This window comes from Fulvivirga sp. M361, assembly GCF_007097395.1.
GTDB lineage: Bacteria > Bacteroidota > Bacteroidia > Cytophagales > Cyclobacteriaceae > Fulvivirga.
Genome location: NZ_VKDC01000011.1, coordinates 106,106 through 130,630, shown reverse-complemented (window position 1 = coordinate 130,630; position 24,525 = coordinate 106,106). Strand labels below are relative to the sequence as shown.

Sequence of the window (24,525 nt, the reverse complement as noted above, 5' to 3'; positions counted from 1 at the left end):
GATGGCTTCTGAAATTGCTTATTCGGACCCATTAGAAATGCTTCGGGATAAGGCCGGTGCATTGGATGACCAACACAAGGCTATGGAAACCCTTTCTGTCGAAGAAAGAAAGCAACTGGAGGACTTTGCTCGTGAATCACAGACCCTTTTAGAAGTCAATATCGAAGAACATAGTGTTGCTGAAATCATAGAGAGCCTGGAGCCACTTTCCAATAGCTCAGGAAAAAAGGCCAGGTTGAGACAATCAGCTAATACTGCAGTACGCAATCATGAAGAGAAGACACGACGTATTCAAAGTGGTTTTCAGGATACAAAGAATGCAAAGCAATTGCCTGGTCAGAAAATAGAAGGAGCACAGGATAAAATCACCCAACATAAAGAAAAGTTAAAGGCAAAACACCTGGAACAGGGAGGCGTCAGATTAGCGCGTCAATATTATCGCGGACTTAAGCTGGCGTATTTAAATATGGCCCGCTCACGACGTGAAAAAAGCTGGATGGCATCAAAATTTAAGCGTTTTGAGCGGAGGCTGGATAAGCATAATGTGAAATTCGGCTCACCAGATTTTATTGAGTTACTCCAACAGCAGTTTCCTGAGTTACAATGGGAGATGACCGTACCTGCCGGTCTCTCGGATACATTTTTAGGAGATAGCGCTATTTTCAATACCCCGGGGCAAACAGATATACCCTCTTCGATTTCTCCACAACAAAACGGTCTAGCAAACAAGACCACTGAAACTCAGGATAAGAACAGTCCTAAAGTAACCAGCGATAATGAGACGGAAGAGAAACTGCCTTTAGAACAGAATAAAGATGATGATAAGGAAAGGCAATTAAAGGAAGAAGGTAAAAAAGCTCCGGGGCCTCAACAAGACCCTGACCAAACGGAAGGTCTTAAGGAGGTTTTAAAAAATAAACCTACCGATTTACTTAAAAAAGCTCCGGGTCTTGCAGAAAATGTTCGGGAAGAAACAGATAAGAAACAGTCTGAGATCAAAAAGAGCTTGCCCGAGGTCCCAACGCCCACCGGTTTGGAAGCAGGAGAAAGAAAATTACCTGAAAAGTCACTCCCTGAAATAGCCGATGCAATTTCCTTTCAGAAGGAAAACGAAGAAAAACCGGAGGTAACGGATGAAAACATTAACCTGCAAAAAACAGCAGATCAGGTACTGAAAGAGACGCCTGATGACATTACCGATTTTCCGGATAAACTCCCCGCTGTAAAAGTGGATATTGGTCCTGTCCCGAAAATACCTTTGGAAGGTGCTTCTGATCCTGGTAAGACAGAAGAATTTAAAACAAAGGCGGATGAACGTATTGTTGAAGAAAAAAAGAAAGTAGACAATTTCCTGGCGCAGGATAAAGGCCTGGATCAGATCGTTCCTAAAGTAGATGATGAGGTTTTAAAAGTAGGTACATTCCCGGATAAGGTAGAAGCATTCAAAAAGATAGACGTTGTACCCCCGCAAGAACAACTTAAAGAAGTCGAGCAAAAATTTGATGCACAGGCACAACCCAACATACAGCAGCAAATCGATGAACAGCAATTAAAGCTGGACGAAGCTGGAAAGCAGTTGGAGAAAGATACTGTTCAATCAAAGGTGGATTTTGATGCAGAGCTTGCTTCGGAGATTGAACGGACCTCCAAACTACAAAAAGAAGCACAGGGCACAGCTCAAAGTGACACAGCTGATTTGCAGAAAGAGTGGCAGACTGAAAACGAACAAAAACTCATTGAATATGAGCAGGAGAATGCCATTGCAAGAGAAAACACAGGCAAGCAGATTCAGGATCAAATGGCTACCACAGACCAAGAGATCACTAACAAGTTGAGTGATGCGCAAAAGGACGCGGATAAAGCCACACTGGAAGCGAATGAAAAGGCCGCTAAGGAAAAGGAAAAGGTAGAGGAAGATAAAAGTTGGTGGGACAAAGCGACAGACTTTATAGGGAGTGTATTTGATAAACTGAAACAAGCGGTAAACAATATCTTTGACGGTCTTATTAAGCTGGTCAATAAAGTCATAGAAGCAGCCAAAGTGGCTGTATCCGCACTGATCGATGTAGCTAAAAATTTAGTTATTGGTTTTATTCAGGCGTTTGGAGAAGTTTTAAAAGCGCTGGTTAACGTGGTTTTTGCCGCATTTCCAGCCATAGCGGAGAAATTTGAACGCTTAATTGAAAGCGCAATACAAGCAGCGATTGATGTTGTGGACCGACTGGCAGAAGGATTGAAAAAAGTAGTGACCACATTGCTTGATGTAGTGGGTAAGCTGATCACGGCTTACCTGGAAGCTTATAAGGCCGCATTAAATGCTATTTTGGATGTAGTGGCGTTTATAGTAAATGGCCTGGTGAAAATATTGAAAGGCATAACCAACCTGGTATTATCTGCCAAGCTATCCCCTCAGCACTTTTTTGGTCAGATGTCCGAAGAACTCCTTGGGCAGGACGTAACCAAACCATTGCCCAATGAACGCCCGTTACCTGCTTTGGCTAGTGCGTCTTCAAGTAGTGCATTATCCGTTAGTACTACAGATTTCGAAGCAAAAGATAGTCAGCTACTGCAAAAAGACTCCTATCAATCCAGTGAGGTGGAGGCCGACCAGGTTTTAGACGGTGCGAGATTGGAAGATGAACTCATGCAGCATGTAGCGGCTTTGGGTGAAGGTGGTGTAGTAGAGTTTGGTGCATCAGAGGATGACGAACATAACATGGAAGCGGTCAAAAAGGACGCTATCCAATCCGAACAAACCTTGAATGAACAAGTGGTATCCAACAATGTTGCTGACACGAGCCTTTCTACTCAGACCAATACAACTTTAACCAATACCACGGGGCAGGAAGAAGACGGCATGGTAGGTCCTTTTCATACCCCCATGGAGCGAGCTGGCCATTTGGTTGGTGTGATGAAAGATGCTGTAGTCAAATGGTTCAGCGAAAATAAAGTGGCGATCATTGCCGGTCTGATTGCCGGCATAGCAGGAGTGATACTGGCCAATATTTTAACAGGTGGTGCGATAATGGCAGCCTTACCCTTACTCCTGCAGATCATTGGCGCTTACTTCGCTGCTGAAGGCATCTACCAAACCACTAAATATTTCGGAGGATTCCTGGGTGCCGCCTGGCCGGGTAACCTGGTAGAGGGCGCAGCAAAGCTGGCAAGAGGGCTGGCTGTTTTGACCATAGAGCTTGTTTTTGCCTTATTATTCGGAGGAAAAGCCGCTTTAAAAGGAGCTAAGACTGCCATAAAAACCGTAGCTAAACAAGGAGTAAAGGGAGCCGTAAAAACAGGCATAAAAGCTGCTAAGTCCGGTATTAAGAAAAGTGTCAAAGAAACTGCAAAGGCTGCTACCGATTTAGCTAAGGTAGGTAAGAGCGGAGCGCAGGCACTGGCCAGAAATGGCAAAGTGGCCATGAAGGGCGTACGTAAAGGCTTTGCCAGGGGAGCGAAAACATTTGATGATCTGGGCCAACGGCTGTCCAAAAAATTGCGATTCAAAAAGTTCAGACTTAGTGTAAAGAATCGTAGATTTAAATTGGAGGGTGAAGTTAATCCGTGGGTGTTGTTGGCTTCAGGCAAACTAGAAGAAAGGAATATAGAGGGTGAGGTTGGTGATGTGGTCAAGAGGGCTGATGGAACAGTGGAGGGGGTGATTGTCGATCCTGTCGGTAGTAAAAGAGCTGTTTGGTCGGGAAGTTCACTTACAAAGAAACCTGAAGATTTTAAACTTTTGCATTCAGAGGAGCTAATCACAAAGTCTGCTGGCTACAAAAAAATAAAAGAATTATCGGATGATGAGTTGATAAAAAGTGTGAAAAATCCAAAAAATGGCGAATTTGTGGAAATTAATACAAAGACAGGTAGTGTGGTCCAAGGAAATACTAGAGTTTATGAGATACGAAGAAGAGGACTGGATGTCGATATTCCATATAAGAGGTATACACCAGACGATTCTTATTTTCCTGATTTTTAAAAAAATGACGAATGAATCATAAAGAATTTCTATATTTTATATTGTACAAAGCTTTCATTGTGTTGAGAGAGGAAGGACATTTTCTAAAAAATAAAAAAACATTCTGGATTAGTGACTTTCTTCATAACCTTCCGATGGAATTAAAAGGAGCCAACTCTATAGAAGAATTTCAAAAAATTTTCTCTACCCTACAGGAGTCCGCCTCATATGAAGGTATGAAGAAATGGTTTGATAGCATAGTCGAAGATTTTGATTTAACGTTGCAGATGAAAAAAAATGCAGAGGATAGCTCTTCGGATACCGATTAAGTTGGGCTAGTGGCTAAAATAGTATTTTAGCTAAGTAGTGGGATATGATATAACAGACTCTTCTAAACTGAAGGGCTAATTTTGAAGGCAGTATCAAGGAATTGAAAGATGGTTTTGGTTGCTAAGCATTCATATCGGAGATTCTACTTTCTATTAAAAAGATACCATTCCACCATAAATTACATCAACAAAACGCCCAATTTTGAAGCAATCTAAGAGTATTTTGGCACTTTGAGATTTCTATCATTCTTTTTTGTTATCCTTTTGAATTTAGTCCTAAAAAATGCAACACCATATTCTTATTAACATTTGCGCCATTTTTGGTGTAGCTACAGCGGTTATTATCGTATGTAAATTTCTAAAGATACGATACATCATAGGCTACCTGATTACGGGTGTATTGCTAAGCCCCAATACCACCAGCTATTTTGCTGACATGGATGAAGTAGAGGTTTATGCTGAAATTGGTATTATCCTGCTGCTATTCACTGTCGGGTTGGAATTTTCCTTTGCCAACCTAAAACGCATTAAAAATTATGTGCTTATCGGTGGCGCATCGCAGGTGTTATTGACAATTTTTCTTACGGCGGGATTTATTTGGTTGATGATGCGTCCCTCAATAGAGGAAAGCTTCTTTTGGGGGTTCCTCTATGCCTTAAGCAGCACAGCTATTGTGGTCAAAACACTTCAGGACCGTAATAAAATGGCTACACAGCATGGAAAATTTATTTTGGCCATTTTGCTTTTTCAGGACATCATGATTGTGCCATTGATGCTTTTTACCCCTTTACTGGCTGGGGCCGGAGGAAATGCCGGGGAAGAGTTATTATGGCTTTTAGGCAAATTGGTACTTATGGGAGGTATAGCCTATGCACTGGCACGTTTCGTAATTCCTTTCTTTTTGAAAACCGTCATGAAGATCCAGAGCCAGGAAGTATTTCTCATCGCTACCGTTTTTATTGTAACAGGAATAGCGCTGCTGACTGAAAAACTAGGCCTTTCATTAGCGTTGGGCGCTTTTATCGCGGGCCTTATTATCGCTGAGACCGATTATAACCGGATGGCGATCTCATGTTTTTTGCCTTTTAGATATGTCTTTATGAGTTTCTTTTTCATTTCTATGGGAATGTTGTTGGACTACAGAATATTCCTTACCGATGTTCTCTGGATCGTATTTTGGTTTTTCTTTGCGTTGCTGATTAAAGCAGCGGCGGGTATACTGGCAGCGAAAATTTTAAAGATGAACTGGTCTACCGCACTGGCCATTGGGTTTTCTATTGCCCAGATAGGAGAGTTTTCTTTTGTTCTGGCGCAAAGTGGTTTGGAATATGAATTGATAAGTAAAAACAACTACCAGATCTTTTTGGCCGTTTCTATTTTATTGATGTCTGTTACCCCATTTATTGTTAATAATGCTGAAAAAATTCACCCTGTGCTTTCAAAACCATTAAAACTAACATCCGGTGTCTGATCAAAAACTTAAGCTTTACGGCGCTGATTGGTGCCTTAAATCATCCAATATTCGTAATTACCTGCAATCCATTTGGGTGGAGTTTGATGATTTTAACGTTGAAACCAATAAGGATGCTGAAAAAGCAGTGCGTGATTTGTATAATGGAGAATTGAAATTTCCTACCGTAGTTTATGGCACTGATTTCCTTAAAAACCCAAGTTTATCCGAATTGGATAAGTTTCTTGAAAAATATGGACTAAGAGAATTATAAAAGCTCAAGAAGTTGGTCATAGGACCAGGTAATATCACTTAATTTTATCTAACTGTTCGTTTACCTTGTCTTCTGCAGGCTTAATTTTTTCTTCCAGGTTGGGTTTAATTCTATCGTCTTCAGGCATCTCTGCTTTGGAGAATAGATTATGGAAAAACTTGAATAAAAAGAATGAAGGTTCTGCCTGTTCACGGGTGTCAGGGAGTTCTATCAGGAGTAACCCGCGCATAGTTCGTTTTCCCAAACGATTTAATTTATAAAAACCGTAAAGCTCCAGGTCGTTGACCACTTTACGTCTGGATTTCTTTTTTAGATAATTCTTAAACTCAACCAAATAGGAGGCTCCCTGCATAAAATACTGAGAACCAGTATGTATCTGTTCGTCACTTCTTGGAGGACGTGTTATGAAAATGCCTAACGTTTCTTTTTCTATGATCGTAAGAATCCAGGAGTTATAATATTTGAGCGCATATACGTCATAGGGTATGCAGTTTTGAGTGGTTCCCAGATAGCTTACATCCAGTGTTTTAAAGCGGGTAATCATCTCATTTTTGGAAGCTGTTGTATCCACCTCCTGAGCATAAGAAATAGAGGATAAAAAAAGACCAATGGACCAAAGAGTAAGGCATGAAGGTTTGTTCATAGGAGGGTTGGTATTAAGTGTCTGGCTATAAGTTTGTTAACTGATTAAAAAGGAAAATTTTAGTAATATATCTAATATTGATTTAATTATGTGAAGTTGATCATCACCATTTTATGATTTTATTTTTTGAAAAAAAAGCTTCTTTATAATTTCTTTGTTTCAGCCTGTGGTTTTATTTTAGAGTAATTATCCTTAAAAATATGTTTTTATTTCAATGAAGTTATAGATAGTTTTTCATTGATTTTTTTAATAAGAGTATTGGATTTTGATAGGCTAATTCTTCGTTGCAAAAAATGCTCAAAAATGAACTGGAAATGATTGAAAAAGGGCATAAAAATTCTAAAGGCTTTTAACACTCCTACTGCATGAGATTACCCCTTCTGTTCTTAATTTTTACAATGTTTTTTTCAAACACCTGGGCCCAGCAAGAGAGGAACGTATCGAAAGATCTTATCAAAGGGAAGATCAACGAACTGATAGAGAGCGGAAGGCGTCAGGAGCAGGCGCCACAACAGGCAGAAGAAGAGAAGCCGGATACCACTTATGTAGAAGGACCGACCGAATCAGGACCCAAACCACAACAGGATGAACAAGCTCTGCTGGATTCACTTATGGAAGTCAATCAGGATGCTCAGTTGGATGAAGGTGGTGGAGTTACTGCCCAGGGATTTATTGACACTACTTATTTTAAAAACAGGGTGCTCTCTGTTAAAAAAAGAAGACCCAAGAAAGTTTACAATTCTGAAAATGCCTGGGAGAAATACTACTTATTGACACACGGCAACGCCTATAAGAAAAAACATGTTATTGATAGTACTTCTAAAGTTTTTGGGTGGCACCCTTATTGGATGGGCACCGCTTATAAGAGCTATAATTTCTCGTTGCTGTCTGCAGTAGCGTATTTTTCCTATGAACTAGATCCGGGCACAGGCGGATATAAAACTATACACGATTGGAAAACTACAGCGTTGGTGGATTCTGCGCATAAGCATGATACCAAAGTACTACTCAGCGTAACCAATTTTGGTGCTACAAATAATGCTACCTTTTTATCTAACCTTGAAGCTCAGCAAAATTTTATCAGTACGTTAATTACCTTACTTAGAGAGCGGAATGCAGATGGGGTGAATATTGATTTTGAAAGTATCCCCTCCTTTAGCGGTAAGCAATTTACCAATTTTATTATAGACCTGTCTTCCAGCTTACGGTCTGCTAAAAAGGACTACATGATCACTCTTGCCGTTCCTCCCATTGATTTTGATCGTGTGTATGACCTGAGGCAACTTAACAGTCATGTAGACCTGTATATCATAATGGGCTACGAATTTTATGGTGCCAATAGTAAAGTAGCCGGCCCTGTAGCCCCTCTTAATAGCGGCCAGACCTGGTGGGAATATAACCTCCAAAATGCAGTGGATGAATATCTGGTAGGGGGCGCTCCTTCCAACAAACTTCTGTTAGGTCTGCCTTATTATGGCGCGGAGTGGGAGACTAATGATCTCAAGTTTCCTTCTAAAGTAAAGCGATTTGTACGTTATCCGATGTACAGAAATATACGAAAAGAACATGGAGAACTGCCATGCTGTGAAGATGAAGTCAGTAAAAGTAAGTTTTACGTTTATCGTGATAAACAAAATAACTATCGACAACTGTGGTATGAAGATAGTTTGACCTTGGCCAAGAAATATGATTGGGTCAAAGAGAAACAACTAGGAGGTATTGGAATATGGGCTTTAGGCTATGACAACGGCTACCCGGACCTTTGGAAACTACTGGCAGCAAAGTTTGCTTTGAGTGAAGATCAACTAAAACTGGCGGCAGTTACTGCCAGAAGTAAGCGACTTTCATGGAGAAGATGGTTAGGGTTAGCCTTTAGAATAATTAAAAACCCAAATTATCTTCTAAGAAATCCACGGCCGTTATTTGGCATTTTTGGTGCGGTTTTCGGTGTTAGTATGATCGGTTTCTTTGTATTGTATAGGTACGGATGTCGTTTTAAAAGAATGCTTAACATCGTGATTAAGGGAGGGTTAGCGCTTTTGATAATTCTATTGGTAGCATTAATATTTATTGCTATGCAGTTTACCGGTGCGCGTGAGATAGTCTTCTTGTTAGGAGGCTTCATTATTGGTGCAATAATATTTTTGTGGGTAAGTAGACAGTTTTTGAGTGAGAAAGACTTACCTTGACATAATATAACGGTATACATAACAGAATATTATTATTATGCATTAATAGGTCTATAATTGGCAAAATAAGATTAAATAAATGCATTAAGATTATAAGTCTTTTGCATGTTCAGAACTTATAATATATGATCTATTCAGCAGTTTCTGTGATAGCGGAATTAGCGAATGACTACATCACCAAGCGTTTTGGTCAGTCAGAGGAAAAGGTAATCGTTTCCAATATTGTGAACCCGGATGGCTCTATGGCTGTGACGGAACCGGATAAGATTATTTTGAGCCTGGTAAATTTACAGCAGGAAACGGTTAACCAGAAAAATCATTCGGGGAATACGTATCGCCCTATTAACATGAACCTTTTCCTGCTTTTCTCAGCTTCATTCAATGATGGCAACTATGCTGAAGGTCTTCGGTATTTGTCAGCAGTTATCAGTTTTTTTCAGGCCCATAAAGTGATGAACCATCGTAATACGCCTGAGTTGGATAATAGCGTAGATAAATTAACGTTCGAAATTGTTAACCAGGACTTACAAAACCTTAGTCACCTTTGGGGTACAATAGGAGGAAAATACCTTCCGTCTATCTTATATAAAGTACGAATGGTGACCTTCCAGGAGGGTGTACTTACCAGTAATGACGTTCCATTTTCAGGATTTGGCACCAATTTCTAGTTTTTATGATTGACCTCCAATTTCAGTTTAAGTCCTTATTTACTATAAACGTAACACACACTTACTATGCGGGTCGTGGAGGTAGAGATATCAATTTTATACCTTCCAGGAGCACAGCACAACTTATTAATAAACTTGGCCTTTTATTGCGTCAGGAAGATGGCGTATTGCATGTTCTTCATGATGCAGAACGCATTGAAGGGTTTAAATATAAGCTGGAAAAGATAGACCTTACCTTTTCTTTCTGGATGACTACGAACAATGTTTATTTCAGAAATATCACGGATTTACCTACTGAACACCGTAATAGTATACTGTTTTTTAAGAATCCAGGGGGTTCCTCTGATGGAACTACAAGGCTCCATAAGGACGAATTTGTAAACGGAAAGGATGTCTGTCATGTAAGACCTAATTACTTTGATTATAAGGTTGCGGATGGAACCGGTGAGTTACAACTCAGGGATGATAATGGCAATTTAGTTTTTGAAAAGGAGGTTAATCCCGAAATATCATCAAGTACAAGCTTCACTAATTTGCCTGAGGGTAAATACTCATTTTATGTTAACAACAAGGAAAAAGAAAATTTCGTGGCAATGGCTGATCGTATCAAACAGCCTCCTTTGGCTTTAGTTCAGGTAGAACTTACATATGATATGAAAAAAGAGCTTTTGAATAGTATTGATATTGGTCAACCACTTCCCTTTTATAACTTTAATATCAACTTTCGGGCAAGGTCTACTTTTTGGAAGTATATGGTGGTTTCTAAATATGTAAAAGATATGAAGGGTACTACCATATTCAGCGAAAAGAAAGGAGTAAGTTTTAGTACTCCGGAAGAAGTGAAGTTGGTAGATGGTGAAATGGCATTAAGTTTTAGTTCAAATGAGGCTTTGCCTTTGATGGAATATTCAAACTTTCATTTTCAATTAAGAAAAAAGAATGGAGGGACAGCTGCCAACAAAGTATTGGTAAAAAGGCTTCCTGTACCACCAATTGATTCAATAAAACCGGAGACGCGAGATGCGAATTCTAAAATTTATTCTGAGATATTAATTTATATATAAACAGTTCAAAAATAAACTCTCAACTATGGCACAAACCTTAGCTACCCCAGGCGTTTACATTGAAGAAAAAAACGCCTTTCCTAATTCCGTAGCAGGTATCTCTACGGCGGTACCGGCATTTATCGGATATACGGAAAAAGCACGCAGAGATGGTCAGTCATTGATCCATATGCCCGTCCGAATCAGTTCACTAACTGAATTCCACAACATATTTGGTGGAGGTACCAGAACTACGTTCAATATCCAGAGCGCTTCAGGAGATGAAAATTTCGATGTTGAAGTGGCAGGTAAAGGATATAAAGTGGTACCTGACTCATCCTCCAGATTTATATTATATGATAGCATAAGGATGTTCTTTGCCAACGGAGGCAGTACCTGTTTTATCGTATCAGCCGGTACTTATACTGCTACAGATGCTGCTCCTGCAGCCGAAGCAAGTAAAGATGGCAAAGGGGCCAAAGGCGAAAGCAAAGCTGCCGCAGTTCCGGCAAAAACAAACACCATAAGTAAAAAAGCTTTATCAGATAGTATTCAGTCACTGATCGGAGAAGATGAACCTACCATGTTGGTAGTACCTGAAGCAGTAATGCTGGAAGAAGGTGATTGCTACTCTTTACAGCAGGAAATGCTTACACATTGTGGTTACAAAATGAAAAGTCGTTTCGCGATACTGGATGTTTATAATGGAATCAAGTCCCGTACATACGATAAAAATGATGTGATCACTAAATTCAGAGAAGGTGTAGGATCTAACTTTCTTGCCTATGGTGCGGCCTATTACCCATGGGTGTATACCGCAGTGGTGGAAAGTGACGAAGTAGACTTTAAGAATATCTCTAACCTGGACCTGTTGCAGGATGTGATTGCTAAAGAAGCGGATCAGCAGGCGGCAAATGCAAAAAAAGCTGAAGAGATTAAGGCGGAACTGAAAAAGTTAGGCCAGGCTGATGTGGATGTTGAAAGCCTGTCACAGACCTTAAATGTAGTGAGTCCGGCCTTTAAAAAAGTGATGCAAGGTATTAGAACTCACCTTAACATCTTGCCACCTTCGGCAGCTATGGCAGGCATCTATTCTATGGTGGATGGTGAACGTGGAGTCTGGAAAGCACCGGCCAATGTAAGTGTGAATAGCGTTATATCACCGGTTATCAAGCTTACACATGATGATCAGGAAGACCTTAATGTGACGGTTACAGGTAAATCTGTCAATGCTATACGTTCATTTGTAGGCGAAGGCACAAAAGTGTGGGGAGCACGAACGTTGGATGGTAACAGCCAGGACTGGAGGTACATCAATGTAAGAAGAACGATCACTTTCATAGAACAGTCTATCAAGGCCGCAGCGAAAGCCTATGTTTATGAACCCAATAACTCGGGCACCTGGGTGTTAGTGCGAAGTATGATCTCTTCTTTCCTGAACGATATCTGGAGGCAAGGCGGATTGGTAGGGCTTACCCCTGGAGATGCTTATGAAGTATTGGCAGGTATAGGAACGACAATGACACCTAATGATGTGTTGGACGGTATTATGAGAATTACAGTAAAAGTGGCCGTAGCCAGGCCTGCTGAATTTATCGTGATTACTTTCCAGCAGAAAATGCAGGAATCATAACCACCATTCATAAGTAATTTAAGTAACAAATCGACAACTATTAAAAGCATTATATTATGGCAGAAGAATTATGGCCAGTTCCCAAGTTTCACTTTACTGTAGAGTGGGGTGACATAGACGTAGGTTTCCAGGAAGTAACAGGACTTGAGATGGAAACGCAATTCATAGAATACCGTGCAGGGAACGATCCTTCCCTGGTTACCCAGAAAATACCAGGTTTGAAAAAACATGGTACCATTACACTGAAAAAAGGCGTATTTAAGGATGATTTGAGCTTTTTCGAGTGGTTTGAAGAAGTGCAAACCAATCCTGACCGAAGAGAGACCGTGACAATTTCACTACTGGACGAAGAGGAATCACCGGTAATGGTATGGAGAGTGGAAAATGCTTTTCCCGTTAAAGTTTCTGGTCCGGACCTGAAATCAGACGCCAATGAGATTGCCTTAGAGTCCATTGAGCTGGCACATGAAGGTATCGTTCAGGAACTAGGATAAGTTGAGGGTCTATGGCTATACATTATCCTGTTCCAGGTTTCAAATTTGTTGTAAGCCTTAGTCAAAGCGCAAAATCGGGTAGAGATGCTATTTATGACGCAAGTTTCCAGGAGGTATCAGGTATATCCGTAGAAGTTCCGACAGAGGATATTCAAGAGGGTGGGGAAAATCGGTTTATGTACCGGCTTCCCCAGCCTGTTAAGTATCCAAACTTAGTCCTAAAACGCGGCGTGGTAGTGACCAGTTCAGAGTTTAGTAACTGGATCAATAGCACATTGGAGACGGGTTTTGCGCAACCAGTCAGGTTGCGTAATATTATCGTAATGCTCCTGGGTGATCTCAATCAGCCTCTTATGTCATGGACCTTTGAGAAGGCTTACCCGGTGAAAAAAGAAATCAGTGGTTTTGGAGCGGATAAAAACCAGTTACTTGTTGAAAGCATGGAATTTGCCTACCAAAAATTTGAGGAAGTCAATCTTTCAAAGGTTAAAGCATAACTATATATGCCTATTGAGATAAAAGAATTAACAGTAAAACTAACGGTAACGGATAGCCATAACTTACCCGTGAGGTCGTATCCACAGGCCAGGGATGCAATGGCTGAAAAAAGAATCATAGAAGAGTGTGTTGATCGTGTTCTAAGAGTGATAGAAGCTAGAAAAGAAAGGTAATGGCAACAGGAATACTAAAGAAAGATTCGGATTCAAAGCTGCAGAAACTGAAGGTGGTCAGCTATGAAGATCCTAAGTTCAGAACAAAAAGGCTGGAGGTCAATGTCATGATAAACCCATCCTCTATTTCACACACCCATAACATTAACTATAGTCAGGAACAAGCACCGGATACCATCGGGCCTGAAAATAAATTTAAAAATATAGGGCCGGAATCAGTTAGTTTCGAACTGGTCTTTGATGGCACGGGAGCCACCGGTGAGATACGAAATGTAAACGACGAAATAGAAAAGTTTAAAAAGGCCACCTATTATTATCAGGGAGATCAGCACGAACCGCCTTTTGTAACCCTGCAATGGGGGAAGGCCTTTGAATTTTCCGGCCGTTTGACGAGTCTTAGTATAGTTCACTCTTTGTTTTCACCGGATGGTACTTCCATCAGGGCGAAAGCACAGGTTACTTTTCAAAATGCCCTGGATCCTGAGACCCAGTCCAAGCTTAAGACGAAATCATCTCCGGACCTTAGTCACGTCGTTACCGTTAAAACGGGCGATAACTTACCCATGTTATGTGAAAAGATATACGGTGATAGCGGCTACTACCTTCAGGTGGCCAGGATTAATGATCTTGTGAATTTCAGAAACCTGGAGCCTGGGTCCGAATTAGTTTTTCCACCGGTAAAGAAATAACGGATGGCTGAAAACGCACTTACCCAATCTACTCTGGTCACTTACAGTGTACTTACTGGCGGCAAGGAGATCCCCGATCATTACAGTTGTGTTTCTATCCGCGTATCCGGCAGCTTGAATAAGATCACTCACGCTCGATTGGAATATCTTGATGGAGGAGGTTCAGAAGCAGAAGACTTTTCGCTTAGTAATAAAGGGCTTTTAGACCCGGCTAAAGAAATCATCATCAAAGTCGGATACGAGTCAAAGGAAGAAGTGATCTTTAAAGGAATTATTGTTAAGCATAGCTTAACTGTAGGCAGGAGTGGTGATTCTTATGTCATTGTAGAGTGCAAAGATAAGGCTGTAAAAGCTACTGTAGGACGCAAAAATGCCGTTTTTTATGATAAGAAAGATAGCGACATCATCAAAGAGGTGGCAAAAAATACCGGGCTAAAAGTTAAGATAAAAGATACTGGTGTAAAGCATAAAGAGTTAATTCAGCATAATGCTACAGACTGGGATTTTATATTACTTAGGGCAGAGGTCAATGGTATGCTGGTCAATACGAAAGACGGAGAGTTGGTTATCGAAAAGCCTGAAGTTGGTGGAGCCAGTGCCCTGAAAGTAGACTATGGTACCGGACTTATAAACTTTAATGGAGAGATAGACGCTCGAAATCAATATAAAAATGTTGTTTCCAACTCGTGGGATATGAGTACTCAAAAGTTGGTAACGGCTAAAGGCAAACCGATAGGAGAGGTGCCGCAAGGCAAACTTAAGTCGAATGCGCTGTCAGATGTAATTGGGTTGAACGAATTTGTTCTCCAAAGTCCTACGACTATGTCAAAGGCTGTATTGGAGAATTGGGCAAGCTCCAGGATAAGCCGTTCGAGATTATCTAAGGTAAAGGGAAGCATGAGTATTCGCGGGAATGCCAAGGTGGTTCCGGGAGCTACCATTGAAATAGAAGGCTTAAGTGATCACTTTAATGGAAAGGCTTTTATAAGTAAAGTCACACACAGTATTCAGGAAGGTGACTGGACTACGGAAGTTACTATGGGGATTTCAGATGAGATTTACGCTGAAGAAGTGCCTTTTATAACATCACCGCCAGCTTCTGGTATTATACCTTCCATTACTGGTTTGCATATTGGTATTGTCAAAACAATCCACGATGACCCGGAAGGAAACCATCGGGTACAGGTAACTGTCCCTACATTGCAAAAGGATAATATGCCGGTTTGGGCACGTTTATCCGGCTTTTATGCTTCTAAAGAAGCCGGAGTATTTTTCTTTCCGGAGATTAACGATGAAGTAGTGGTTGGCTTTTTAAATGATGATCCGCAATCTCCAATCATCCTTGGCTCAATGTATAGTAAAGCGCTGAAACCTAAATATGTGCCGGAAGATGGAAATGGTACTAAATCTATTTTTACCAAAGCAGGATTGGAGATAAAATTCAATGATACGGATAAGATATTGACCATTCAAACTCCTGCAGAGAATACCGTAATACTGAATGATAAAGAAAAGAGCATAACTGTTGAGGATAAGAATAACAAAAATAAGTTGAAGATGTCAAGTGAGGGTATATCACTTGAATCGAACAAAGACATTAAGCTAACTGCCAAGGGAGGTATCATTATAAAATCTACGGGCAGTACTGAAATTAATGCGACTAAAGACTTTTCAGGTGAAGGCGTAAATGTGACGATGAAGGGAAAAGCCAAGTTTGCTGCCGAAGGTGCACAGGCTGAAGTAAAAGGCTCTGCCATGACTACTATAAAAGGTGGACTGGTTCAAATTAATTAGGAAAAATAATAGACTAAAATAATAACTATATGCCCCCAGCTGCAAGACTTACAGATATGCATGTATGCCCGATGATGACGGGAACGGTCCCTCACGTAGGTGGGCCAATAAGCTCACCAGGAGTACCTACTGTCATGATAGGTAGCATGCCTGCTTCTGTGGTAGGTGATATGGCAACATGTACCGGTCCTCCTGATACTGTTATAAAGGGCTCGGCTACTGTTATGATAGGAGGCAAGCCTGCTGTTCGTGTGGGTGATAGTACAGCTCATGGAGGAACAGTAACTGGACCGGGGTGCCCCACTGTAATGATAGGAGGCTAAATACAGAACTAATGATTTGTACTATGAGCTTGGCTTTGCACAGATATTCAATAAACTACGGAATGTCTTTCGTATATCTCTCATTTAACCCAATTTCTTCTGTGCAATGGAAATCCTTCAATCTGACTGACCTGGCTAGAGGAAGCAGAAACATATTTAATTTTCTTCAAAAAAACAGTACATGAAACATAAAAAGACATTTCTTGGAATAGGATGGAAGTTTCCTCCCTCCTTTGACAAAAGGACAGGTAGTGTTGTACTCGTGTCAGAGGAAGAAGACATACGTGAAAGCCTTTTAATACTATTAAGCACCAAACCAGGTGAAAGAGTGATGCTACCCGATTATGGATGTGATCTTACCTTTTCCGTTTTTGAATCTATCGATAGTACCTTGATCAATGAGATTAAAAGAAAGATAGAATTTTCAGTATTGTATTATGAGCCGCGTATCATTTTGGATGATATAAAAATTGAGCCTGATACTGAAAATGACGGACTATTAATGATTGAGCTCATCTATATAATTCGAAAGACCAATAAAAGAAGCAACATGGTATATCCATATTATATAATAGAAGGAACAGACGTACGATTTAAACCCCAGGTGGACTGATACTCCGCGCGTAGCAGTGTAAGAAGCATGAGACCTAAACTATATAAAAGTACTGGTACCAGTCAGCAGAGCAGGCAATTTCAGGCGCTGGATCCGGAGTATGTCAAAATAGATGAGCGTTCTTTTGAAGACATGCTCGTTTTTACGTCTGGCCTGTCCCGACTCATTAATTTTTATAATGAACAGAAAAAGATAGACGGAGACTGGTCCTATTTTTTCACCGACGAAACTGTAGTACTGGCATCTATCATAGACTCTGAACCTGCCGCTATGGAAGAGCGGTTCAAGAATTATATTTACAAATCACAACTGTATAAAAAACCCGAACGCAAGCTAAAATACCTTCAAAAGTGTTTTGAGGAAATACATGAAGTGGCATGTCAGTTTGAAGGATGGTATAACAGGCTAAGATCTATCGAAGAGTTCACACTCTCTCAGGTCAATATCAGAAACGAAATTGCTAATGCCATTAGCTCCAAGTTGAGTGTGGCGCTAAAAAAATTGAAGGCCCTGGATTCAGCAGCTCCGGATCGTAAAGCGCTGGGGCATGCTATAGCACTTGATTATACTCAATTTAGCAACGTATGGGGGTTAGAAGAGGTAAGCCCCGATATGAGTGCTTACAAGGGGCGATCAAAAAAAGACCGTATAGAAAGTATAACCAGTGAGTTACAACAAATATTCCAGGGATTTTATGAGACGTTATTATACCTGAAATCGAAGACTCCTGAGTACCTCAACGAATCACTTGACAACGATATTCATTACCCGGAAATAGCACTTTACATAACCTTTTTGAAGCTATTTGAACGGGCACAAGGCAATATCAACCAGCTTACAAGAAGACACATAGATTTTTATTACTCTAAAGTACTGAGGCAGAAAGTGAAGCCTGTTGTCTTTGACCAGGTTTATCTTCAGTTCACCTTGGATGAAGGTGTACCTTACGCCAGAGTGCCAAAGGGTACGGTTTTTATAGGTGAACAAGATGATAGTGGCAATGATCTGTTATACAGAGGCGACGAAGAATTACTGGTAAACGGAGCTGAAATAAAACAGATCAAAACAATTTTTATTGACCAACAGACACTCAATATTAAGGGGAAAGAAAAGCAACTGGTGAACAATGTGCTGCAAGCGGATTTTCCTATAAGCCTTTACGGTGCTGATACAGACAATGCTCAACGGAGAAAGTCGTTTGCTGTTTTCGGAGAAGACCAGAGCGGTAAAGGGAGCGATGAAAAAACCATGCAGAATGCTGAAGTAGGGTTTACAGTAGCTTCACCTGGCCTGTATCTGAAAGAAGGATTACGTGAAGTTGAAATCATATTTCAGTTTGGAGAACGGGCCTACAGTGGGTTTCTAAGTTTTATCAAGGATTTAAGTTTACTTAATGAAAGTAGCGTTGATGAAGTATTCATCAAAGTATTCCTTGAGTCCTTTATGATATCCGTTACAACCGATAAGGGATGGCATCTCATTCGACAGCATGTCGTCACAAGACAGGATGATCAATATAGTTTGAGAATTAACTTTGATATGCTTTCTTCAGAGCCTGAGCTATGTGGTTTCGACAGCAACATACATGCAGGCGACTATAAAACAGATCTGCCTTTGGTGAAGTTTGTTCTGAACAGTAACTCTTATGTATACCCTTATTCATTACTGTCTAATTTGGAGGTAGAGCAAATTACTCTTAATACGAAAGTCTCAGGGTTTAAGAGTTTAGACCTGTTCAATAATATAGGGCAATTGAATGCTGATACCCCATTTTTGCCTTTTGGCCCCATGCCTAAGTTGGGGTCTTATTTTATTATTGGTAATAATGAGATCTTCAATAAATCACTGGATGAACTTAAAATAAACATTGAATGGTTTGATTTACCGGTTCATAAGAGCGGTTTTGCCGGGCATTACGCTGAATATAATCTGGATATTAACAATGCTTCCTTTGAAACCAACCTCTCTATTTTAGATGCAGGCAGATGGAAGCCTCAAGAAAAGTCAGAGCAGCAGACCTTTAAGTTATTCAGGACGGAGCAACAAGGGAGTATGGCTAACCCCGCACCGGAAGGTAAGCTCATGGCAAAAACAGTTATTAGTAACGTAGATATCAAAAACATCAAACAACCCCCTCAATATGATGTGATCAACGAAACGCTCAATTACACCTCACTTTCTGAGAGAGGCTTTATAAAACTGGAGTTGACCGGCCCGCAACATAGCTTTGCGCATGATGTTTACCCTGCTATTCTTTCGGAAGTCACCATTGAAAATACGCGTGGAGGATTATTGAAAAATAAAGAGAAAAGTAAAAAAGTGCTTCCAAAAGCTCCCTACGCTCCTCAGATCCAGTCAATATCTATTGATTACAGCTCGTCATCGACCATATCGTTGGTGGAGCACTCAAATGCTTCTGATACCCATGAAAGTCGGGGTAAATTTTTCTACATACACCCCTTTGGGCAAAACCTGGTTTATCCGGATAATTCAAAACAGCGCACTTACCTGTTGCCGGAATATAATTTTGAAGGAGGGTTGGTCCTTGGTTTTGAGGGGCTAAAACCTCCCCAATTGCTCACCATTTTTTTTGAAATGATCGATGAGTACACTGTTTCCTCGGAAGAAGACCCGCCTGTTATAGAATGGAGCTTCCTGGCAGGAGATGAATGGTATGTACTGGCCCCATCCAAGATACTCAGAGATGACACTAACCGTTTTTTGAAGACGGGAATAGTGCTTTTAGAAGTGCCACCGGAGATTAGTAATGGTAACAGCATTCTTGACCCTGATCTATATTGGATACGAGCCACGGTAAGTGCAAATATCAATACTGCTTCAAACATATTACGCGTGACCACCCAGGTCATCACGGCTACGTTGGACCCGGATTCTGACATTTCCGGTAAGCATCTGCATGAGCCTATGCCGGCTTATACTATTAGCAGATCAGCAGAAAATATTGAAGGCATCCAGACCGTAAAACAGCCGTTGCCTTCGTTTTTAGGAAGGCCCGCAGAAGAGCCTTTGCGATTTTATACGCGCATAGGAGAACGACTCCATCATAAACAACGGGCAGTAAGTGCCTGGGATTTTGAGCGAATTATATTAGAAAAATTTGATCAGCTCTACAAAGTGAATTGCTTGCCCAATATGACAAGTAACCGGCTGGATAAACCTGGTAATGTACTGATAGTAGTTACTCCTCATGCCCGTTTTTCTGCGGACCCTACCGAACCCATGACGAGTAGTGAGTTATTGCTTGAAATAAAGTCGTATATTCAGTTATTCACTTCACCGTTTGTGAAACTGGAAGTTAGAAATCCGAATTACGAGAGGATAAAAATTATTTGTGCTGTAAAATTTACTGATGGGTTTAATTATGGCTTTCATATTCAAAAGCTGAATGAGCAGATCAATAAATATTTGACCGGTACCTTACTTTCTCAAAATCAAAAAGTAGAATTAGGAGGGACAGTACATAGCTCTGATATACTTAGCTTTATGAGAACATTGCCCTATGTAAACTTCATTACAAAGTTTTCCATGCTTCAGGTGGCCAAAGATTTTCAGGGTAACTACCAGCTGATTGATACAGCAAGGGAAGGTGAGGCAAAGTCCTCTCTAAGTGCCACCAAGCCCTGGTCCGTATTGGTGCCTGCTCCGGTTCATCAGATTTCGGTACTGGTGGATAAAGAAGAGCAAAAATCAAGACAAGCAGGTATTGATTACTTAGAACTTGGACATGATTTCATTATTGAAGAATAGAATTACAATTGCCATACAGATACTCTTATGCCTTTACAAAACAGAGATACGCTAAAAAACTTTTTTAAAAAAGGTAACCTTCCAGCCGAGTCACACTTTTATGACCTCATAGATTCTATGATCAATAAAGTGGATGATGGCATGTCCAAAAATTTGGAAGAAGGCCTAATGCTATCTCCGATAGGTACGTCAGAAAAACTCATGAGTTTTTATAAAAGTATAGAAGATAAAAGTCCGGCCTGGAGCTTTAATATTAATCGTGGTGATGCCAATTTAAACATTAATAATCACCTGGGTGATAGTATTGTAACCCTACGTAAAGAAGGGATGGTAGGAGTCAATAATACGAACCCGGAGTATGAGCTGGATGTAAAAGGAGCTGTAGGCATGACAGGTCGCGTAGGTACCGGTTATACCGGAAAGGTATTGGCTGATGGCAAATGGCATCCGGTCCTGACAGAGCTGAACGGATGTCATGCCCTGGAAATTGTGGCCGGTGTGGGTAAAAAGAAAACAGGAAAATATGCCCTGATCCATGCTAATGCTATCAGCACATTCGGTAAGTCGAGAAACAAGATTAGAATAGTACAAGGGTATTATGGCGTGAGATGTAACATGATCAAATTACGCTGGACGGGAGATACATATAATTATAACCTTGAAATGAGCACACGCTGTAGTTATGGAGGTAACTATTACATCCGCTACTATATTTCGAAACTTTGGTTTGACCAATTCATGGATGACAGCTTTGAGCAATAATAAAAATTCAGATGAAAAAAATACAGTTATCAGTTACCGTAGAGGAAGGCAACCTTATATTTAAAGGACTTAGTAAGCTGCCTTTTGAAGAAGTATATGAGCTGATAGGTAAGCTCAATGAACAGGCCAATCATCAACTGCGAGATGGATCGGGAAGTGATCAGAAAAACTTACGTGATAAGCTCGACAACTTCCTGGACCAATAATATGCCTTTAAAACATTCCGAAGTCAATAGAACCAACGAACGCAAAGAAATTTTATGGAACAACCCTTACATATCAGCGAGCAGCAGTCCGATAACCAGGCCATGCGCTATGATGAACTTAGGGCTGAAGGAGTCCAGCTTCTTCAAAAACTAACAGGGGCCTTTTGGACAGACTACAATGAGCATGATCCGGGAGTCACCATCCTCGAACAGCTTTGCTATGCGATTACGGATCTGGCATATCGGACAGACTTTGATATTGAAGACCACCTTTATAATGACGATAACGATCAGAGTTCCTTTTTCCGGCCTGATGAAATACTCCCATGTAATGCATTGACTATTAGTGATTATCGCAAACTTCTTTTTGATTCTGTTTTCGAGATAAAAAATGTTTGGCTAATACCTGCTGATCGGCAGACCCACTCCATTAATGGCCTCTACAAAATACTTCTGGATATAGACGAAAACATCCGGGATGAAAAAAAACAAAAGGAGATCCTCAATAAAGCACGAAAGGTTTATTATGACAACCGTAATACTTGTGAGGACATAGAACAGATAAAGATTTTGGAGCCCCTTCCTGTTGCCATCCATGCCGAAGTAGATATTGACGGGACAATAACCCCGGAAAAGTTATTGGCACAAATACTTTTTCAGGTAGATGAATATCTATGTCCGGAAATGCGATTTTACTCTATGGATGAATTGCTAAGCAGCGGCTATGAACTTCAGGATATATTTAATGGTCCTTTGCTCAGACATGGCTTCGTGAAAACCGAGGAGCTTCCACCAAAACCTGACAAGATCCTCATTTCTGAGATAATGAAGATCATTATGCAGGTGGAAGGTGTTTCAAGTGTTAAAAACCTCAAACTCAGTGTAGGTGATCAGGAATATGAGAACCAAATAGATATTAAGGAACATCAGCTACCTAAGCTGGTAGTGGAGAGCTTTGATAGTCAGGATCAGCACACCATTAGCTTTCTCAAAGCGGGTGTAAATTATTCTTTGATGGATCAAAAAATCGTTACAAGATCGTTGAACGAAATGAAGTCCGTTAACCGCAGAGTATATCGTTTGAATGAGGAGAATATTGAGGTGCCCAGGGGGAAAAAACTGAAAGTTGAAGAATATTTTTCAATTCAAAACCAGTTTCCTGTTAATTATGGTATTGGAGAAGGGGGAGTACCCAACTCACCCGGTTTAAAAAGACAGTCTCAGGCGCTACAGTTAAAGGGATATCTTATGCTTTTTGAGCAGATATTGGCGAACTACCTGGCGCAACTTTCTAATAGCAAAAAACTGCTGGCAATTAAAAGCGACATTTATAAAACCTACTTTTACCAATACCTGAGCAGTGTTCCGGAAGCAGAAAAACTCTTCAAAGAGCAGAAAAAGGAACAGCTTTCCGATAAAGACGGGAATAGCCGGAAAATTTCGCTTAGCTACAAAGAGGGATTGCCGCAATTAGTAGAAATAAGTGATGATTTTAATGATAGAAGAAATAGATTTTTAGATTACTTACTGGCGGTACACGGTGAGGAATTTTCGCAAAACTCACTTTTGCAGTTCAATTACTATTTTAGTGATGATGATTTTCAGAAGTATCTCATAAAGAATAAAACTAAATTCCTGGAATTTTTACCCTTCATCAATAAGAATCGTACCAGGGGGTTTAACTACATGAAACTACCCTCTGATCCCGGCAACATTTCAGGGCTGGAAGCCAAATTGATCGTGCTTCTGGGGCTAAGCTCGTATTCATTAAATGAGGAAAATGGACATAGAGGCTATGTGAAAAACTCTTTTCTGGAGCATTTTGAAGCAAGAGGTATAACACTTCTGGCAGATAAGAGGTCCGGAAAAAGAAAAACGGTAGGACATGATCCGGAAAAGGAGAAAGACCTGTTTCTGGAAGATGATATTGTAGAGAAAAATTTTGACTTCATAGATGAGGAAGAAGTAGGGCTCACTAACTACAGTCAAAATCAGCAGGATGAACTACTCCAAAAAGCTGACATATTTTCTGAAAAAAAACTGACGGAAACTTTTCTAAGAACAGGTCTTGACATTGAGCATTATCAGGTAGGCAGACTTCCCGGTGAAAAACAGGTGTTATTGATCTTCAAAGGTCGGTCCGATGCTCAATGGAAGAAAATAGCTACTTATGGATCTTCGAATGATGCAGCTGCGGCTGCTATAGTACTCACAAGGTTCCTTAGAGATATGAACCTGGGTAGTGAAGGGCTGCATTTGGTAGAGCATGTATTATTGCGTCCCAACGTGATGGATCAGAAATTTGGCCTGTACCTGCTGGATGAATGGGGCAATTATGTACTGCGAAGCGCTAAACTCTACACGTATGACGAGCGGCTGATTATTATGGGCCAACTTAAGCCACATCTGAGTTCATATGACAACTATTCCGTAGAGATCACCAACTCAAAAGATTTTGAGATACATTTCAAAACGCCAGATAAATCCATTGAGATGGTAAGTGTAGATGCAAGAGCTTCTGTTGAAAAAACCCATGAACGTTTAGAAAAATTATTCAATTTTTTGTCAGATGCAGATGTAGTTACTCCCTATGAGAAAAAGCTTGGATTTTATATCCGTAATACAGAAGATGGCCCGTTAGTACCAGAAGACTTTTATACCTATCGTATCTCTATGATCTTTCCTGCATGGACCGCGCGATTCAATAACCCGGAATTCAGATCCATTGTAGAGGAGATCATCTTTCAGCATCAATCTGCCAGCGTTGCATCAAAAATATACTGGCTTGAGATAGATCAGATGGGAGAATTTGAATCCCGGTATTATTCATGGCTCGACGTGAAGCGTACGGCGGATGTACAGGAAAAAGAGCGATTAGGTCAGGTTACTGATGATTTGACCCGATTTATAGTAGACCTTAGACAGGACACTGATCATGTGGCGGTAACAGAGTGAGAATAGTATGGCACGTTTCAATTATTTTGAAATGTCTGATAAAGATTAGTGCAGTTTGTTTAA

Annotated in this window: 20 protein-coding genes; 19 read left to right on the top strand and 1 reads right to left on the bottom strand. The window is 40.5% G+C overall.

Annotated elements, in window-relative coordinates:
* The first annotated feature begins 1 nt into the window (after position 1).
* The 4 genes from FNH22_RS14570 to FNH22_RS14555 all read left to right on the top strand — a co-directional run bounded on the left by FNH22_RS14570 (position 2) and on the right by FNH22_RS14555 (position 6,011).
* Positions 2-3,979: a hypothetical protein gene (locus FNH22_RS14570; RefSeq protein ID WP_143399137.1), complete on the top strand. Its 3,978-nt coding sequence runs from the start codon at positions 2-4 to the stop codon at positions 3,977-3,979.
* A gap of 11 nt (positions 3,980-3,990) precedes the next feature.
* Complete coding sequence (locus tag FNH22_RS14565) at positions 3,991-4,287, top strand: hypothetical protein (RefSeq protein ID WP_143399136.1); 297 nt, start codon at positions 3,991-3,993, stop codon at positions 4,285-4,287.
* Positions 4,288-4,570: 283 nt separating this feature from the next.
* On the top strand, positions 4,571-5,758 hold the full coding sequence (locus tag FNH22_RS14560) for a cation:proton antiporter (protein ID WP_143399135.1): 1,188 nt from the start codon (positions 4,571-4,573) through the stop codon (positions 5,756-5,758).
* Positions 5,751-6,011, top strand: a complete 261-nt coding sequence (locus FNH22_RS14555) for a glutaredoxin domain-containing protein (protein ID WP_143399134.1) — start codon at positions 5,751-5,753, stop codon at positions 6,009-6,011. The genes FNH22_RS14560 and FNH22_RS14555 overlap by 8 nt, the downstream gene beginning before the upstream one ends.
* Positions 6,012-6,045: 34 nt before the next feature.
* Here FNH22_RS14555 and FNH22_RS14550 read toward each other — a convergent pair whose 3' ends face one another.
* Entirely contained in the window at positions 6,046-6,654 is a 609-nt protein-coding gene (locus FNH22_RS14550; protein ID WP_143399133.1) for a hypothetical protein, read from the bottom strand.
* A gap of 365 nt (positions 6,655-7,019) precedes the next feature.
* On the opposite strand from FNH22_RS14550, the gene FNH22_RS14545 reads away from it, so the two are divergent.
* The 15 genes from FNH22_RS14545 (at position 7,020) to FNH22_RS14480 (ending at position 24,462) form a co-directional block, all read left to right on the top strand.
* Complete coding sequence (locus FNH22_RS14545) at positions 7,020-8,843, top strand: glycosyl hydrolase family 18 protein (RefSeq protein WP_143399132.1); 1,824 nt, start codon at positions 7,020-7,022, stop codon at positions 8,841-8,843.
* A 125-nt stretch (positions 8,844-8,968) separates the two neighbouring features.
* Positions 8,969-9,511, top strand: a complete 543-nt coding sequence (locus FNH22_RS14540; protein WP_143399131.1) for a DUF4255 domain-containing protein — start codon at positions 8,969-8,971, stop codon at positions 9,509-9,511.
* A gap of 5 nt (positions 9,512-9,516) precedes the next feature.
* A complete protein-coding gene (locus FNH22_RS14535) occupies positions 9,517-10,575 on the top strand; it encodes a hypothetical protein (RefSeq protein WP_143399130.1) in 1,059 nt (352 codons plus the stop codon).
* 25 nt (positions 10,576-10,600) lie between these two features.
* A complete protein-coding gene (locus FNH22_RS14530; RefSeq protein ID WP_143399129.1) occupies positions 10,601-12,187 on the top strand; it encodes a phage tail sheath C-terminal domain-containing protein in 1,587 nt (528 codons plus the stop codon).
* Between the two features lie 56 nt (positions 12,188-12,243).
* Positions 12,244-12,681, top strand: a complete 438-nt coding sequence (locus FNH22_RS14525; RefSeq protein ID WP_143399128.1) for a phage tail protein — start codon at positions 12,244-12,246, stop codon at positions 12,679-12,681.
* A gap of 11 nt (positions 12,682-12,692) precedes the next feature.
* Positions 12,693-13,178 carry a phage tail protein gene (locus FNH22_RS14520; protein ID WP_143399127.1) on the top strand — a complete coding sequence of 162 codons (486 nt, stop codon included), beginning with the start codon at positions 12,693-12,695 and terminating at the stop codon, positions 13,176-13,178.
* A 6-nt stretch (positions 13,179-13,184) separates the two neighbouring features.
* On the top strand, positions 13,185-13,352 hold the full coding sequence (locus FNH22_RS32050; RefSeq protein WP_185154234.1) for a DUF5908 family protein: 168 nt from the start codon (positions 13,185-13,187) through the stop codon (positions 13,350-13,352).
* The gene (locus tag FNH22_RS14515) at positions 13,352-14,041 is read left to right on the top strand and encodes a LysM peptidoglycan-binding domain-containing protein (protein ID WP_143399126.1); all 690 of its coding nucleotides are present in this window, start codon (positions 13,352-13,354) and stop codon (positions 14,039-14,041) included. The genes FNH22_RS32050 and FNH22_RS14515 overlap by 1 nt, the downstream gene beginning before the upstream one ends.
* A gap of 3 nt (positions 14,042-14,044) precedes the next feature.
* Positions 14,045-15,835: a type VI secretion system tip protein VgrG gene (gene vgrG / locus FNH22_RS14510; RefSeq protein ID WP_143399125.1), complete on the top strand. Its 1,791-nt coding sequence runs from the start codon at positions 14,045-14,047 to the stop codon at positions 15,833-15,835.
* 29 nt (positions 15,836-15,864) lie between these two features.
* Positions 15,865-16,158, top strand: coding sequence for a PAAR domain-containing protein (locus FNH22_RS14505; RefSeq protein WP_143399124.1), 294 nt, complete (start codon positions 15,865-15,867; stop codon positions 16,156-16,158).
* 181 nt (positions 16,159-16,339) lie between these two features.
* Complete coding sequence (locus tag FNH22_RS14500; protein WP_143399123.1) at positions 16,340-16,771, top strand: GPW/gp25 family protein; 432 nt, start codon at positions 16,340-16,342, stop codon at positions 16,769-16,771.
* Between the two features lie 27 nt (positions 16,772-16,798).
* Entirely contained in the window at positions 16,799-20,539 is a 3,741-nt protein-coding gene (locus FNH22_RS14495) for a baseplate J/gp47 family protein (protein ID WP_143399122.1), read from the top strand.
* Between the two features lie 27 nt (positions 20,540-20,566).
* Positions 20,567-21,301 carry an adhesin gene (locus tag FNH22_RS14490; RefSeq protein ID WP_143399121.1) on the top strand — a complete coding sequence of 245 codons (735 nt, stop codon included), beginning with the start codon at positions 20,567-20,569 and terminating at the stop codon, positions 21,299-21,301.
* 11 nt (positions 21,302-21,312) lie between these two features.
* Positions 21,313-21,507: a hypothetical protein gene (locus FNH22_RS14485; RefSeq protein ID WP_143399120.1), complete on the top strand. Its 195-nt coding sequence runs from the start codon at positions 21,313-21,315 to the stop codon at positions 21,505-21,507.
* Positions 21,508-21,561: 54 nt separating this feature from the next.
* Positions 21,562-24,462 (top strand): hypothetical protein, encoded by a 2,901-nt coding sequence (locus tag FNH22_RS14480; RefSeq protein ID WP_143399119.1) that lies wholly within the window; start codon positions 21,562-21,564, stop codon positions 24,460-24,462.
* Positions 24,463-24,525 lie beyond the last annotated feature (63 nt).

Coding starts and splice junctions, on each gene's coding strand:
- FNH22_RS14570 (WP_143399137.1), top strand. CDS start 2: ATGGCTTCTGAAATTGCTTATTCGGACCCATTAGAAATGCTTCGGGAT.
- FNH22_RS14565 (WP_143399136.1), top strand. CDS start 3,991: ATGAATCATAAAGAATTTCTATATTTTATATTGTACAAAGCTTTCATT.
- FNH22_RS14560 (WP_143399135.1), top strand. CDS start 4,571: ATGCAACACCATATTCTTATTAACATTTGCGCCATTTTTGGTGTAGCT.
- FNH22_RS14550 (WP_143399133.1), bottom strand. CDS start 6,654: ATGAACAAACCTTCATGCCTTACTCTTTGGTCCATTGGTCTTTTTTTA.
- FNH22_RS14545 (WP_143399132.1), top strand. CDS start 7,020: ATGAGATTACCCCTTCTGTTCTTAATTTTTACAATGTTTTTTTCAAAC.
- FNH22_RS14540 (WP_143399131.1), top strand. CDS start 8,969: ATGATCTATTCAGCAGTTTCTGTGATAGCGGAATTAGCGAATGACTAC.
- FNH22_RS14535 (WP_143399130.1), top strand. CDS start 9,517: ATGATTGACCTCCAATTTCAGTTTAAGTCCTTATTTACTATAAACGTA.
- FNH22_RS14530 (WP_143399129.1), top strand. CDS start 10,601: ATGGCACAAACCTTAGCTACCCCAGGCGTTTACATTGAAGAAAAAAAC.
- FNH22_RS14525 (WP_143399128.1), top strand. CDS start 12,244: ATGGCAGAAGAATTATGGCCAGTTCCCAAGTTTCACTTTACTGTAGAG.
- FNH22_RS14520 (WP_143399127.1), top strand. CDS start 12,693: ATGGCTATACATTATCCTGTTCCAGGTTTCAAATTTGTTGTAAGCCTT.
- FNH22_RS32050 (WP_185154234.1), top strand. CDS start 13,185: ATGCCTATTGAGATAAAAGAATTAACAGTAAAACTAACGGTAACGGAT.
- FNH22_RS14515 (WP_143399126.1), top strand. CDS start 13,352: ATGGCAACAGGAATACTAAAGAAAGATTCGGATTCAAAGCTGCAGAAA.
- vgrG (WP_143399125.1), top strand. CDS start 14,045: ATGGCTGAAAACGCACTTACCCAATCTACTCTGGTCACTTACAGTGTA.
- FNH22_RS14505 (WP_143399124.1), top strand. CDS start 15,865: ATGCCCCCAGCTGCAAGACTTACAGATATGCATGTATGCCCGATGATG.
- FNH22_RS14500 (WP_143399123.1), top strand. CDS start 16,340: ATGAAACATAAAAAGACATTTCTTGGAATAGGATGGAAGTTTCCTCCC.
- FNH22_RS14495 (WP_143399122.1), top strand. CDS start 16,799: ATGAGACCTAAACTATATAAAAGTACTGGTACCAGTCAGCAGAGCAGG.
- FNH22_RS14490 (WP_143399121.1), top strand. CDS start 20,567: ATGCCTTTACAAAACAGAGATACGCTAAAAAACTTTTTTAAAAAAGGT.
- FNH22_RS14485 (WP_143399120.1), top strand. CDS start 21,313: ATGAAAAAAATACAGTTATCAGTTACCGTAGAGGAAGGCAACCTTATA.
- FNH22_RS14480 (WP_143399119.1), top strand. CDS start 21,562: ATGGAACAACCCTTACATATCAGCGAGCAGCAGTCCGATAACCAGGCC.